This window comes from Micromonospora sp. CNZ295 (assembly GCF_004217535.1).
Genome location: NZ_SHKZ01000001.1, coordinates 67,793 through 81,527 on the forward strand (window position 1 = coordinate 67,793; position 13,735 = coordinate 81,527).

General features: G+C 72.4%; 9 protein-coding genes and 1 tRNA gene. 4 read left to right on the forward strand and 6 right to left on the reverse strand.

Translation table 11 applies throughout. The features are described from left to right. Positions 1-82: 82 nt before the first annotated feature. From EV376_RS00280 to argS, 5 genes are all read right to left on the reverse strand, one after another. On the reverse strand, positions 83-3,382 hold the full coding sequence (locus EV376_RS00280) for an efflux RND transporter permease subunit (protein ID WP_130320159.1): 3,300 nt from the start codon (positions 3,380-3,382) through the stop codon (positions 83-85). Between the two features lie 141 nt (positions 3,383-3,523). Then, on the reverse strand, positions 3,524-4,573 hold the full coding sequence (thrC, locus tag EV376_RS00285) for a threonine synthase (protein ID WP_130320160.1): 1,050 nt from the start codon (positions 4,571-4,573) through the stop codon (positions 3,524-3,526). A gap of 111 nt (positions 4,574-4,684) precedes the next feature. Beyond that, positions 4,685-5,998 carry a homoserine dehydrogenase gene (locus tag EV376_RS00290; RefSeq protein ID WP_165438145.1) on the reverse strand — a complete coding sequence of 438 codons (1,314 nt, stop codon included), beginning with the start codon at positions 5,996-5,998 and terminating at the stop codon, positions 4,685-4,687. Positions 5,999-6,006: 8 nt separating this feature from the next. Continuing rightward, the gene (gene lysA / locus EV376_RS00295) at positions 6,007-7,392 is read right to left on the reverse strand and encodes a diaminopimelate decarboxylase (protein WP_130320162.1); all 1,386 of its coding nucleotides are present in this window, start codon (positions 7,390-7,392) and stop codon (positions 6,007-6,009) included. Next, the gene (gene argS / locus EV376_RS00300) at positions 7,392-9,059 is read right to left on the reverse strand and encodes an arginine--tRNA ligase (protein ID WP_130320163.1); all 1,668 of its coding nucleotides are present in this window, start codon (positions 9,057-9,059) and stop codon (positions 7,392-7,394) included. The genes lysA and argS overlap by 1 nt, the downstream gene beginning before the upstream one ends. Before the next feature lie 100 nt (positions 9,060-9,159). On the opposite strand from argS, the gene EV376_RS00305 reads away from it, so the two are divergent. Together EV376_RS00305 and EV376_RS00310 are read left to right on the forward strand one after the other, a co-directional pair. Further along, a complete protein-coding gene (locus EV376_RS00305; RefSeq protein WP_130320164.1) occupies positions 9,160-9,972 on the forward strand; it encodes a thioredoxin-like domain-containing protein in 813 nt (270 codons plus the stop codon). Between the two features lie 10 nt (positions 9,973-9,982). Next, complete coding sequence (locus EV376_RS00310) at positions 9,983-10,645, forward strand: DUF305 domain-containing protein (RefSeq protein ID WP_130320165.1); 663 nt, start codon at positions 9,983-9,985, stop codon at positions 10,643-10,645. A gap of 549 nt (positions 10,646-11,194) precedes the next feature. Here the strand turns inward: EV376_RS00310 and EV376_RS00315 are convergent. After that, positions 11,195-11,785, reverse strand: coding sequence for an isopeptide-forming domain-containing protein (locus tag EV376_RS00315; RefSeq protein WP_130320166.1), 591 nt, complete (start codon positions 11,783-11,785; stop codon positions 11,195-11,197). Positions 11,786-12,587: 802 nt separating this feature from the next. Here EV376_RS00315 and EV376_RS00320 point away from each other — a divergent pair. Then, complete coding sequence (locus EV376_RS00320) at positions 12,588-13,280, forward strand: winged helix-turn-helix domain-containing protein (RefSeq protein WP_130328467.1); 693 nt, start codon at positions 12,588-12,590, stop codon at positions 13,278-13,280. 250 nt (positions 13,281-13,530) lie between these two features. Further along, positions 13,531-13,602, forward strand: a tRNA-Arg gene (locus tag EV376_RS00325). Positions 13,603-13,735 lie beyond the last annotated feature (133 nt).

The window sequence follows — 13,735 nt, forward strand, 5'->3', positions numbered from 1 at the left end:
CTCGGCGGACAGCACGGGGAGAAAGATCGTCAGACGGCGGATGCCCCCGACCGACGGGTCAGGGGCATCCGGCCGGCGTCGGCTACTCCGTCGGCGGGAGCGGCGACCGGCGGCTCTTCGGCAGCCGCAGCACCTCGAACTGGTCCGTGTGGTCCAGCAGCGCCGCCGACGGAGCCGGCCGGGCGCCGGAACCGCCGGCCGGCCCGGCGGCTCCGGTGAGCGACCCGACCGGCTCGGCGGTGCCGCCGGCCGCGACGGCTGCCGGCTCCGGCTCGGGAGCCGGCTCGACCGGGTCGGCCTCGGCGGCGGGGCCCTCCGGCGGCCCGCCCCGCCGGGCGGCGCGACGGGCCCGGAACGACTCCTTGGTGTGCTCGACCATGGCGTACAGGGTCGGCACCAGGACCAGGGTGAGCAGCGTCGAGCTGAGCAGGCCGCCGATCACCACGATCGCCAGTGGCTTCGAGATGAAGCCGCCCTCGCCGGTGAGCCCGAGCGCCATCGGCAGCAGCGCGAAGATGGTCGCCACCGCCGTCATCAGGATCGGGCGCAGCCGGCGACGGCCGCCCTCGACGACCGCCTCCCGTACCCCCATGCCCTGCGCGCGGTACTGGTTGACCAGGTCCAGCAGCACGATCGCGTTGGTCACCACGATGCCGACCAGCATGAGCACGCCGATCAGCGCCGGTACGCCCAGCGGGGTGCCGGTGGCCAGCAGCAGCCCGATCGCGCCGGTCGCCGCGAAGGGAACGGAGACCAGCAGGATCAGCGCCTGGGTCAGGCTGCGGAACGTCGCCACCATGATCAGGAAGACGATCGCGATGGCGGCGAGCACCGCCAGGCCCAGGTCGGCGAAGGCCTCCTCCTGGTCGGCGCTGACGCCGCCGATGGCGAACGTGGCACCGGGCACGTCGATCGCGTCCAGCTTCTCCTGCAGCTCCTGGCTGATGGCGCCCAGGTTGGAGCCGGTGGCCGTACCGGTGACCGAGACGCTGCGCTCGCCGTCGATCCGGCTGACCTGCTGCGGCCCGTCGGCCTCGGTGACCTCGGCGATGGCGCCCAGGGTGACCGCGCCGACCGGCAGGGCCCGCAGCTGCTCCATCGAGAGCGGCGGCTCGGCCGCGGAGCGCAGCACCACGTCCCGCTGCCCGCCCTCGATCGTGACCTGCCCCAGCGGTGCGCCCCGGTACACCTGCGCGACCAGCTGCCCCACCGCCGTCTCGGTGAGCCCGGCCGCGGCGGCCTTCGTCCGGTCGACCTTGACGTCGACCCGCTTCACCTGGTTGGCGAGGCTGGTCGTCACGTCCTCGACGCCGGCGAGGTCGCGCATCGCCGCGGCCGCCTCGTCGGTGGCGCGGGTCAGCGAGGCGGGGTCGGCGGCCTGGACGACCACCTCGAGCTGGTTGGCCGACGCGCCGCCCTGGCCCGCCCCGAACCGGAACTCGCCCACGCCGCTGCCGAGCCCGGCGAACTTCTCGCGCAGGACCCCCCGCATCTCCTTGGCGTCGGTGTCCCCGCCGAGGGCGAGGGACCAGGTGGCGACGTTGTTGCCGCCGGCGCCGGCCCACGGCATGTCGCCGGCGCCGGCGGTCACCTGGTACGTCTCGACGCCCTCCGTCCCGGCGAGCACCGCCTCCACCCGCCGGGCGGCCGCGTCGGTGGCGGCCAGGCCGGTGCCCGCGGGCAGCTCCTGCGTGATGGTCAGCGTGTCCTGGCCGGAGTCGTCGAGGAAGTTGGTCTCCAGCTGGCGGGACAGCCCGAACGTGCCGAAGAGGACCAGGGCGCCGAGCCCGAGGGTGATCCAGCGGGTCGCCCGCCGGCCGGTGGCGAAGCCGATGACCGGCAGGTACCCGCGTTGCAGCGGGTTGCGCAGCTCCTTCTCCTCGGCGGCCCGGCGTACGGCCGCCACGTCCACCGCCCCGCCGGCCGGCTTGAGGAACCAGTACGCCAGCACCGGGATGACCGTCAGCGACACCAGCAGCGACGCGAGCAGCGCCACCGTGACGGTGATCGCGAACGGCGCGAAGAGCTGGCCGATGAAGCCGCCGACCAGCGCGATCGGCGCGAACACGGCGACCGTGGTGAGTGTGGAGGCGGTCACCGCGCCGGCCACCTCGCGGACCGCGGTGATGATCGCCTCCCGCTTGGGCTCGCCGTACCCGAGGTGGCGTTTGATGTTCTCCAGGACGACGATCGAGTCGTCCACCACCCGGCCGACGGCGATCGTCAGCGCGCCGAGGGTGAGCAGGTTGAGCGAGTAGTCGCCGATCCAGAGTGCGATCAGCGCGACCACCACGGACAGCGGGATGGAGACCGCGGTGACGACGGTGGAGCGTACGGAGAGCAGGAAGACCAGGATCACCAGGACCGCCATCACGAGGCCCAGCAGGCCCTCGGTGGTGAGGCTCTCGATCGACTTCTCGACGAACGGGGCCTGGTCGAAGACGACGGTCAGCTCGGTGCCGGAGGCGGCGCGCAGGTCCGCGAGCCGGTCCCGGATCTCGTGCGAGATCTCCACGGCGTTGCCGTCCGGCGTGGCGGTGACGGCGATGCCGAGGCTGTCCTTCCCGTTGGTGCGCGTGATCGCGGTGGCCGGAGCCGTCCGCTCCTCGACCGTCGCCACGTCACCCAGGCGCACCGGGGCGGCGGGCGCCACCGTGAGGACGATCCCGCGCAGGTCGTCGAGGGTGGCCAGCGGCGTACCCACCTGCACCGGGAGAGTCTCCTCGCCCTCCACCACGGCACCCGCCGGGACGGTCACGCCGTTGGCCTGCAGCGCCTCGCCGAACGCGCTCGGCCGGATCCCGGACGCCGCGAGCTTCGCCGGGTCCGGGGTGATGACGACGACCTCGTCCTGGACCCCGGTCAGGTCGACCGTGCGGACACCGTCGATCGACTCCAACTCGGGCACGACGGTGTCGCGGAGCGTCGCACCGAGCGCCCGCTGGTCGTCCCCGCCGGAAGCGGCGAGCACCACCGCCGGCAGGTCGTCCGTGCTGCCCGCGATGACCTGGGGTTCGACCCCCTCGGGGAGCCGGGCCCGGTTGAGCGCGGTCTGCATCTTGTTGACCACTTCGTCCACGTCGGTGCCGAACTCGTACTGCACCTGGACGGTGGCCGAGCCCTCGCGCGAGGTCGAGGTGACCTTCTCCAGCCCCGGGACGCCCTGGAGGCTGTTCTCGATCGGCTCGGTGACCTGCGACTCGACGACCTCGGGGCCGGCGCCGGGGTACCCGGCCACGATGAACGCCGCCGGGAACTCCAGCGACGGCAGGAGTTGCTGCTTCAGCGACGGTACGGCGAACGCTCCGAACGCCGTGGCGACCACCGCGATGAGGGCGACGAGCCCCCGGTTGGCGAGACTGAATCTGGCGAGCAGCGACATCGGCTGGACTCACTCCTGGAGTGGACTGCGTTGGGGGTGGAAGAAGTGTCCCGCACCCGATCGCGGCGACCGCGACGGGGTTGCGTGGCCGGTCCCACCGGCGGGACCGACCGGGACGGCGTCGGACCCGCCGAGGTGCGGTCAGACGAGGTCGAGCGAGCGGGCGGCGGCGAGGGGGTCGTTGGCGATCGTCACCGGGGCGGGGGCCGTCGAGATGGCCCACTCCGGGTCCTTCAGGCCGTGCCCGGTGACCGTGCAGACGACCGTCGAGCCCGCCGGCACGGTGCCCGCGGCGGCCTGCTGGAGCAGACCGGCGACGCTTGCCGCGCTGCCCAGCTCGACGAAGACACCGACCTCCCGGGCGAGCAACCGGTACGCGGACAGGATCTCCCGGTCGGTGACCGCGGCGATCAGCCCGCCGGAGGCGTCCCGGGCGTCGAGGGCCTTCGTCCAGCTCGCCGGGTTGCCGATCCGGATCGCGGTGGCGATCGTCGACGGCTCGCGGACCACCTGGCCGGTCACGATCGGCGCCGCCCCGGAGGCCTGGAAGCCGTACAGCTTCGGGGCCTTCGTGACGTTGCCGGCCGCCTGCTCCTCGGCGTAGCCCAGCCAGTAGGCGGAGATGTTGCCGGCGTTGCCGACCGGCATGCAGTGGATGTCCGGTGCGTCGCCGAGCGCCTCGACGATCTCGAACGCGGCCGTCTTCTGACCGTGCAGGCGGTCGACGTTCACCGAGTTGACCAGGGCGACCGGGTAGTCCTGGGCGAGCTTCGCGGCCAGCGACAGGCAGTCGTCGAAGTTGCCGCTGACCTGGAGCAGCTTGGCCCCGTGCACCAGCGCCTGGGCCAGCTTGCCGAGCGCGATCTTGCCCTGCGGCACCAGCACCGCACAGGTCAGCCCGGCCCGGGCCGCGTACGCGGCGGCCGAGGCGCTGGTGTTGCCGGTCGACGCGCAGATGATCGCCTTGTTGCCGGCCTCGACCGCCTTGGAGACCGCGACCGTCATCCCCCGGTCCTTGAAGGAGCCGGTCGGGTTGGCGCCCTCGACCTTGAGGTGGACGTCGCAGCCGATCCGGGCCGACAGGACCGGCGCGGGCAGCAGCGGCGTGTTGCCCTCGTGCAGGGTTACGACGGGAGTGGCCTCGGTGACCGGCAGCCGATCCCGGTACGCGTCGATGAGACCCCGCCACATGTCGTACTCCTCGCCTCGGAGCCCCGGCCGCGCCGGGGCCACGTCAAGCCTGCACCAGCCGGAGCGGACCGCCGCCGGCGGACCCGCCGGCACCCACCAGGCGGGACACGGTCAGGCGCCGCCCTCGACCCGCAGCACGCTGGCCACCGAGCGGACGATGTCCAGCCCGCGCAACTCGTCGACGGTCGACGCGAGCGCGGCGTCCGGCGCGACGTGGGTGACGATGACCAGATCGGCGTCCTCGCCCCGGCCGGCCGCCCCGCCGCCCGCCGGCCCCTGCCGGACGGTCTCGATCGAGACGTCGTGCCGGGCGAACACGCCGGCCACCGCCGCCAGGACACCGGGACGGTCGGCCACGTCCAGACTGATGTGGTAGCGGGTGAGCGCCTCCCCCATCGGCCGCACCGGCAGGTCGGCGTACGCGGACTCGCTGGCCGCGCGGACCCCGGCGAGCCGGTTGCGGGAGACCGCCACCACGTCGCCGAGCACGGCGCTGGCGGTCGGCGCGCCGCCCGCGCCCCGGCCGTAGAACATGAGCTGACCGGCCGCCTCGGCCTCGACGAAGACCGCGTTGAACGCGTCGCCGACGCTCGCGAGCGGGTGGGTCCGCGGGATCATCGCCGGGTGCACCCGCACGCTGACCGTCTCCCGGCCGTCCGCGCCGGCGCCCCGCGCGGCGATGCAGAGCAGCTTGATCGTGCAGCCCATGGCCTTGGCGCTGGCCACGTCGGCGGCGGTGACCTCGGTGATGCCCTCCCGGTGCACGTCGGCCGCCCCGACCCGGGTGTGGAACGCCAGCGAGGCCAGGATCGCCGCCTTGGCCGCCGCGTCGAAGCCCTCCACGTCGGCGGTCGGGTCCGCCTCGGCGTACCCCAGCTCGGTCGCCTCCTCCAGCGCCTCGGCGAAGCCGGCGCCGGTGGCGTCCATCGCGGAGAGGATGAAGTTGGTGGTGCCGTTGACGATGCCGGTCACCCGGGTGATCCGGTCGCCGTGCAGCGACTCGCGCAGCGGCCGCAGCAGCGGGATGGCACCGGCCACGGCCGCCTCGTAGTAGAGGTCGCCGCCGCCCTCGGCCGCCGCGTCGTGCAGGGCGCCGCCGTCCTCGGCGAGGAGCGCCTTGTTCGCCGTGACCACGCTCTTGCCCGCCCGCAGCGCCTCCACCAGCCAGCCCCGCGCCGGCTCGATGCCGCCGACGACCTCGACCACCACGTCGACGTCGTCGCGTTTGATCAGGCCGAGCGCGTCGGTGGTGAACAGCGCCGGGTCGACCGGCAGGTCCCCCCGGTCCCGGCCGATCCGGCGGACGGCGATGCCCGCGATCTCCAGCGGAGCGCCGATCCGGGCGGCGAGGTCGGCGGACTGCTCGTGCAGCAGCCGCACCACCTCGCTGCCGACCGTGCCACAGCCGAGCAGCGCCAAGCGCACAGGTGACGTCATCCCACATCCAAAGCGAGCAGGTCCTCTTCGGTCTCCCGCCGGACGATCAGGCGCGCCTGGCCGTCTCGCACCGCGACCACCGGGGGGCGCGGCACGTGGTTGTAGTTGCTGGCCATGCTCCGGCAGTACGCACCCGTGCCGGGCACCGCGACAAGATCTCCGGGCTGCACGTCGGCGGGCAGGAATTCATCCTTCACCACGATGTCCCCGGACTCACAATGCTTTCCCACCACGCGGGCGAGCATCGGCTCGGCGGAGCTCGTCCGGGAGGCCACCGTCGCCGAGTACGACGCGTCGTACAGCGCCGTCCGGATGTTGTCGCTCATCCCGCCGTCGACGCTCACGTAGGTCCGGATGCCGTCGACGTCCTTGACCGTGCCCACCTCGTAGAGCGTGAACACGGCCGGGCCGACGATCGCCCGGCCCGGCTCGATGGACAGGTGCGGCACGGCGAGCCGCTCGGCGGCGCACTCCCCGTCGACGATCTTCCGCAGCCGCTTCGCCAGGTCGGCCGGCGCGGCCGGGTCGTCCTTGGTCGTGTACGCGATGCCGAAGCCGCCGCCCAGGTCCAGCTCGGGCAGCTCCACGCCCCGCGCGTCGCGGATCTGGGCCTGCAGGGCGAGCACCCGGCGGGCGGACACCTCGAAGCCGCTCGCGTCGAAGATCTGCGACCCGATGTGCGAGTGCAGGCCGCGCAGCTCCAGCACGTCCTCGTCGAGGATGCGCAGCGCGGCCGCGATCGCCGCGCCGCCGGCCAGCGAGAACCCGAACTTCTGGTCCTCGTGCGCGGTGGCGATGAACTCGTGGGTGTGCGCCTCCACGCCCACGGTGACCCGGACCAGCACCCGCGGGCGCACGCCCCGCTCCCGGGCCAGCGCGGTGAGCCGGTCGATCTCCTGGAACGAGTCGACGATGATCCGGCCCACCCCGGCGTCCAGCGCCCGGCTCAGCTCGGCGACCGACTTGTTGTTGCCGTGGAAGCCGATCCGCGCCGGCTCCATCCCGGCCGCCAGCGCCGTGGCCAGCTCGCCGCCGCTGCACACGTCCAGGTGCAGCCCCTCCTCGGCGATCATGCGCACCACCGCGCGGCAGAGGAACGCCTTGCCGGCGTAGTAGACGTCCTCAGTGGGGAACGCGGCGCGGAAGTCGCGGCAGCGCGACCGCAGGTCGTCCTCGTCCAGCACGTACATCGGGGTGCCGAACTCGGCCGCGAGGTCGCGGACCGAGCGGCCCGCGACGACGAGCGCGCCGTCGGCCCCGCGCACGACGTTGCGCGGCCACAGCTCCGGCACCAGGGCGTTGACGTCGACCGGCGTACGCAGCCAGGCCGGACCGCGGCTGCCGATGTCCCCGTGCAGGGCGCCGGCCTCGTGCGCCCGCATTACATCCGCTCCGGGGCGGAGACGCCGAGCAGCCGCAGGCCGTTGGCGATGACCACGCGGGTGGCGTCGTTCAGCCAGAGCCGGGCGCGGTGCAGGTCGCTGACCTCCTCGTCGCCCTGCGGCAGGATCCGGCAGTTGTCGTAGAACCGGTGGTAGGCCTGGGCCACGCTCTCCTCCAGGTAGCGCGCGACCCGGTGCGGCTCGCGCAGTTCGGCGGCGGTGGCCACCACGGCGGGAAACTCGGCGAGCGCCTTGAGCAGCTCGTTCTCCTTCTCGTGGCCGAGCAGCTCAGGCCGGAAGGCGTCGCCGTCACCCCGGGTCAGCCCCACCTCGGCGGCGTTGCGGGCCACGCCCGCGGTCCGGGCCGCCACGTACTGGACGTAGTAGACCGGGTTGTCGTTCTTGGCCCGGGTCCACAGCTCCACGTCGATGTCGATCGGCGAATCGGCGGAGTACCGGGCCAGCGCGTACCGGGCGGCGTCCACGCCGATCGCCTCGACCAGGTCCTCCAGCGTGACCACCGTGCCCGCCCGCTTGCTCATCCGCACCGGCTGCCCGTCCCGGACCAGGTTGACCAGCTGGCCGATGAGGATCTCCAGGTTGCGGTCCGGGTCGTCGCCGAAGCAGGCGGCCATCGCCTTCATCCGCCCGACGTAGCCGTGGTGGTCGGCGCCGAGCATGATGACCACCCGCTCGAAGCCGCGCTCCCGCTTGTCCAGGTAGTAGGCGCAGTCGGCGGCGAAGTACGTCCACTCGCCGTTGGACTTGCGCAGCACCCGGTCCTTGTCGTCGCCGAAGTCGGTGGTGCGCAGCCAGGTGGCACCGTCGGCCTCGAACGTGTTGCCCTGCTGCCGCAGCCGGTCGAGCGCGTGCTCCAGCTCACCCCGGTCGTGCAGGTCCTTCTCGTTGAAGTACGTGTCGAACTCCACGCCGAAGTCGCGCAGCGACGACTTGATCTCGGCGAACATCAGCTCGACGCCCGCCACCCGGAAGACCTCCTGGGCGGCGGCGTCGTCGAGCGTCAGCACGTCCGGCCGGCGGGCCCGGACCTGCTCGGCGATCTCGGAGATGTACGCCCCGGCGTACCCGTCCTCGGGCGCGGGCTCCCCCTTCGCGGCGGCCAGCAGCGAGCGGGCGAACCGGTCGATCTGGGAACCGGCGTCGTTGAAGTAGTACTCGGTGCCGACCTCGGCGCCGGTGGCGCGCAGCAGGCGACTCAGCGCGTCGCCGACCGCCGCCCAGCGAACCCCGCCGATGTGCACCGGACCGGTCGGATTGGCGGAGACGAACTCGAGGTTGATCGACTGGCCGGCCAGCCGGTCGCTGCGCCCGTACTCCTCACCCGCCTCGACAATCACGCGGGCGAGCTGGCCCGCGGCGGCCGCGTCGAGACGGATGTTGAGGAAGCCCGGACCGGCGATCTCCACCGACTTGACCCCCGCGGCCCGGCCGAGCTGCTCGGCCAGCGCGGCGGCCAGCTCCCGCGGCGGAACGCCCACCTTCTTGCTGAGCTGGAGCGCCAGCGTCGAGGCGTAGTCACCGTGCTCGGGATTACGGGGCCGCTCCACCGACGTTCGCACCGGTAGCGCGGACCGGTCCAGGCCCCGCTCGGTGAAGACGGCGTGGGCTGCGGTTAGGACGACCTCGGCGAGTTCTGCGGGAGTCACCGATCCATGTTATCGGGGGTAGACTCGGTCCCCGCGGCGGCGACCCAGCATGTGCACCCGGCCCGCCAGATCCCCTGACCGACCGACCTGACGAGGCACGATGAGCATCAGCACCCCGGGTGGCCCGGAGCGCCGCCCCACCGTGGTCAGCACCGGCAAGAAGCCCGCTGCGGGCCGGCCGGCCGCGGGCAAGGCGGGGTCCGGCAAGTCCGGGTCCGGCAAGCCGGCGAGCGCGCCGCGCGGCGGCGGCAAAGGCCCCCGCAAGCCGATCGCCCCGGTGAAGGTCAGCCAGGGCCGCAGCTGGGGCCCGATCGCGCTGTTCACCGCGGTCGGCGTGCTGGCCGTCGCCATCATCGGGTACGGCGCCTGGGCGACCGTCCAGGGCTCGAAGCCGTGGGAGGAGCGCGCCAACGCGATCGACGGGCTCGTCAACTTCCGCGAGAAGGACCCGGAGCTCACCAAGGGCGGCAACCACCAGCAGGGCCCCATCGAGTACCCGGTGCTCCCCCCGGTCGCCGGTCCGCACAACGACGCCTGGCAGAACTGCATGGGCGACGTCTACGAGGGCCCGGTCGCCAACGAGCACGCGGTGCACAGCCTGGAGCACGGCGCGGTCTGGATCACGTACCGGCCCGACCTGCCCGCCGACCAGGTCGAGAAGCTGGCGGAGCGGGTGCGCGGCAACGAGAAGATGATGCTCAGCTCGTTCGAGGGCCTGGACAAGCCGATCTCCCTGCAGGCCTGGGGCTACCAGCTCAAGGTCGACAACGCCGACGACGGCCGGATCGACGAGTTCATCAAGACCCTCAAGGTGAACGCCTCCATCGAGGGCCCGACCGCCCTCTGCAACCAGGGCGTCACCGCCACCGGCACCGCGCCGAGGGATCTCGGCGCCCAGATGCCGCAGCAGTAAGGAGCTGCCAATGACCGCCTCGACCCTCGAAGGCACGACGGACGTACCGGCCGCCGGCGACGGCGACCGCGGGACCGCCCGCCGGTTCGGCACCCTCGCGGTGGCGCTCGCCGTCGTGGTCGGGCTCGTGCTCGGGTACGCCGGAGGGCTGCTCACCCCCGGCCTCACCCGGCCCGGGGACGCGTCGGTCGAGGCGGGCTTCGCCCGGGACATGACCACCCACCACGCCCAGGCGGTGGAGATGGGTCTGATCGCCTTCCAGCGCGGCACCGACCAGGAGGTCCGCACCATCGGTGGCGACATCGCCCTCGCCCAGCAGGGCGACATCGGCACCATGCAGACCTGGCTGCGGTCCTGGGGGCTCGACCCGACCGGCTCCCAGCCGCGGATGGCGTGGATGCCGCGCGGCACCGAGATGATGCGGGACGGGCTGATGCCCGGCATGGCCACCCCGGAGCAGATGGCGCAACTGCGCGAGGCCCAGGGCAAGGAGCTCGACGTGCTCTTCCTGGACCTGATGATCAAGCACCACATCGGCGGTATCCACATGGTCGACGCCCTGCTCGACGCCAGTGACGAGCCGGACGTGGTGCAGGCCGCGCAGACCATGAAGAACACCCAGCAGACGGAACTGACCAACCTCCAGAACGCGCTCAAGCGCATCCAGGGCTGACCCGGTTCCGCAGAGGCCCGCACCGCCGGTCGGCGGTGCGGGCCTCTGCCGTTCCTCGGGCGGTTGCGGCGGTGCACGCGGATCGCGGCGGCCCCACCCCTGGTCTTGGTCCCGGCTCGTGTGCCCGTCGCCGGTCAACCGGTCCGGCTCGGTCGCTGTCCTGTTCGTGATCGGCTCGGGTTGCGGCTCTCGGGCTATCCAGCACCCTGATCGACTCGGGTCGCCGCATCTCGGGCTATCCAGCACCCTGATCGACTCGGGTCGCCGCATCTCGGGCTATCCAGCACCCTGATCGACTCGGGTCGCCGCATCTCGGGCTATCCAGCACCTTGATCGACTCGGGTTGCGGCGTCTCGGGGTATCCGGCGGCCGTGACACCCCGAGATAGCGCACACGGAGTGGATCACCCGGGTGTGCTGTCCCTCGGGGGTCGGTCGGGCCGGTCGCCGGTCGAGCCGGTCGGTGGAGATGCCGCTGGCCGGCACCCGGGTTCGGGTGCCGGCCAGCGGCTTCATTTCCCCCTGTGAGGAAGGTCTGTGGTTGTGTGGGTCAGCTCCAGTGCTTGGCGACCAGGTCGGCGGCCTGCTGTTCCCACTGGGCGTAGTGGTCCGGGTAGGCCGAGACCTGCACGGTCTGGGCGGCCTTGGTCAGCGGCATGTCCTGCCAGCCGTCGACCTGCTGGAGGCCCTTGAGGAACGCCATGGTCGAGTACTCGGGGTCGGTGATCTGCTCCACCGTGCCCCACCCGCTGGACGGGCGCTGCTGGAACAGGCCCTGCGAGTCGTGGTCGTTGCGCTCACCCAGGTGACCCAGGTTCTCCAGCTTCGACTCCTGCAGCGCGGTCGCGATCGCGACCACGGCGGCCCGCTCGTCCATGCCGGACTTCTTCGTCGCCGCGATGATCGCCTTCACATTCGCGGTCTGCTCATCGGACAGGTCGATGCGCGACTGCTTGCCCTGCACACCGTGCGGGACCAGCTTGCCCGCATCGGGCTTGTCAGCCCGCACCACAGCAGCGGCGGCGGTGGGGGTGGTTTCGAGGGTCGGGGCGGCGTGCGCGGCGACCGGGCCACCGACCAGACCACCAGCAAACGCCAGACCAGCAATACCCAGAACGCTCTTACGCATGATCGTGTTCATGATGAAGCTCCATTCGGGGGTCGACACCACCCAGCCCAAAAGGGGGGACAGGCGTAGGCGGTGCAAGCACCATCCGAGGCGCTCAAAAACTAGGGGAAAGAACCACCGGCATCCGAGGGGCGGGGGGATGGCCCTTCACGGCGCCGGGTCCAGGTGTAACGACCGACCGGCCACCAACATTCCGGCGACCACTGGGCCAACCAGGATCCGGCTGACACCAGAGGCAACCCACACCACCAAGGGCGGGGGGCTCGATTGCGGTGCCACAGCCGGGCGATCGTGCCGTAGCCGGGCGATGACGTAAACGAGTCAGATCCACAGCCGCCGACCCGCATGCCCCAGGCCCATCAAGAACCCGCCCGGCTCACCCGGCCCGCCGGCCCTGCTCGATCGTCCAGAGGATGTAACGACCCCGAACCCGCCACCATTCCACCCCCACGATGCCCGACCACACCCCCAAACCCGACACCCCGACACAGACCTCGCGCGGAACTACGCTCACCGGCTGTCAGCCGGCTACCGCCCCTTCCGACCCAGGCGCGCGAACCCCCTCCGACCCGGCACGCTCTCCTTGCCTCTGGCCGGCACGGGTGCCCCGCCGATGAGGCCAGCTCCACAGCCCGGCCACTACGTCTGCGTAGCAGCGTGATCTTGCGCCGGCGGCGCGGCGGACCCAGAGATGGCGACCACGTTCACAGATGACCGATTCACACCGTCTGGGCGGTCCGACCGAATCCATCACTAAGAGAAGTTTCTCCGCACATATCGTGACCAGTTGCGATTCGGGCTCGTTGCGCAGGACGTGGGGGTTGCACTCAGAGACGCGCGGCGTTCGGTCACCAGCTGGTGCCGACGCCACACCATCGGCGGTGACGGGGCGGTGGCGGCCGTCCGTCGCGGAGCACGGCAGGGCGAGCCGGGAACGCTCAGCCGCGAGCAGGAACTCGAACTGATCGACACCTTGCGGGGCAGCTACCCCGACGCGTTCGGCCTGGACGAGGAGCTCTGGACGCGACAGAGCCTGCACACCCTCATCCAGAGCCGGTTCGGCCTGCCGCTCGACGCGGGCGCCGTCGGGGCGTACCTGCGGGCCTGGGGGTTGGGTCCGCGGGAGCCGCGGGAGCGCGCCTGCGGACTCTGCGTCGGCGCGGTCGAGCGGTGGGTACGCACCGAGTACCCGGCGATCACCCGAGCCGCCCAGGAGCACCTGGCGGAGGTGTACTGGATCGGGCGGATCCGGTTGCGCGGCACCATGCCGGCGGCCGACGTGATCTCCGCCGTCTCGTCCCGCGGCCGGGTCCGATTCATGATCACCACGCCGTCGGTCGACCCGCCGCTGCCGCGGGACTTCGTGCTCCGGCTCAGCGGGGAGGAGCAGCGCTCCGTGCACCTGATCGTGGACGGGTCCTGGCCGCGCAACGAATGGCCACGCCGGCTTCCCCGTCGCATCGTGCTGCACCCGCTGCCGAGCTGCGGCCGCGCCGTCGCCGCCTGACGTCCGCCAGGTGCCGACCGGCGAGCCGGGTCGCGGGCGCGGCGAACCCGCCGGCGCCCGCGACCGGACGGGCGGACCAGGAACCGCGCGATCCCCCGGCAGGCCGTCCCCGGGCCCTCACCGATCAGCTTTCCGGCCCGCCCGCCGGCTCATCAGGCCGCGGGCCGTGGCCGGTGGAAGGTCGGTGCGGAGCATCGGATACCGATTCGGCGATCGCGGTAGGCGTTTGCTAGTCTTCTCAGGTCGCTGAGCCCCCGTAGCTCAGGGGATAGAGCACCGCCCTCCGGAGGCGGGAGCGCAGGTTCGAATCCTGCCGGGGGCACCTCACAGATCTCTTCATCGTCGGCGGAACGCCGAGCGGTTTGTGCCGCCCCGGCGAGTGCACAGGAGACGGTGCCGGCTCGCGGGTCACCGCAGCCGCGGCGTTCGTACCGGATCACCGCACCCTTCGGCCT

Bases quoted from the DNA above. Each gene is read 5' to 3' on its own strand.
- EV376_RS00280 (WP_130320159.1), bottom strand. From the start codon at position 3,382: ATGTCGCTGCTCGCCAGATTCAGTCTCGCCAACCGGGGGCTCGTCGCC.
- thrC (WP_130320160.1), bottom strand. From the start codon at position 4,573: ATGTGGCGGGGTCTCATCGACGCGTACCGGGATCGGCTGCCGGTCACC.
- lysA (WP_130320162.1), bottom strand. From the start codon at position 7,392: ATGCGGGCGCACGAGGCCGGCGCCCTGCACGGGGACATCGGCAGCCGC.
- EV376_RS00305 (WP_130320164.1), top strand. From the start codon at position 9,160: ATGAGCATCAGCACCCCGGGTGGCCCGGAGCGCCGCCCCACCGTGGTC.
- EV376_RS00310 (WP_130320165.1), top strand. From the start codon at position 9,983: ATGACCGCCTCGACCCTCGAAGGCACGACGGACGTACCGGCCGCCGGC.
- EV376_RS00315 (WP_130320166.1), bottom strand. From the start codon at position 11,785: ATGAACACGATCATGCGTAAGAGCGTTCTGGGTATTGCTGGTCTGGCG.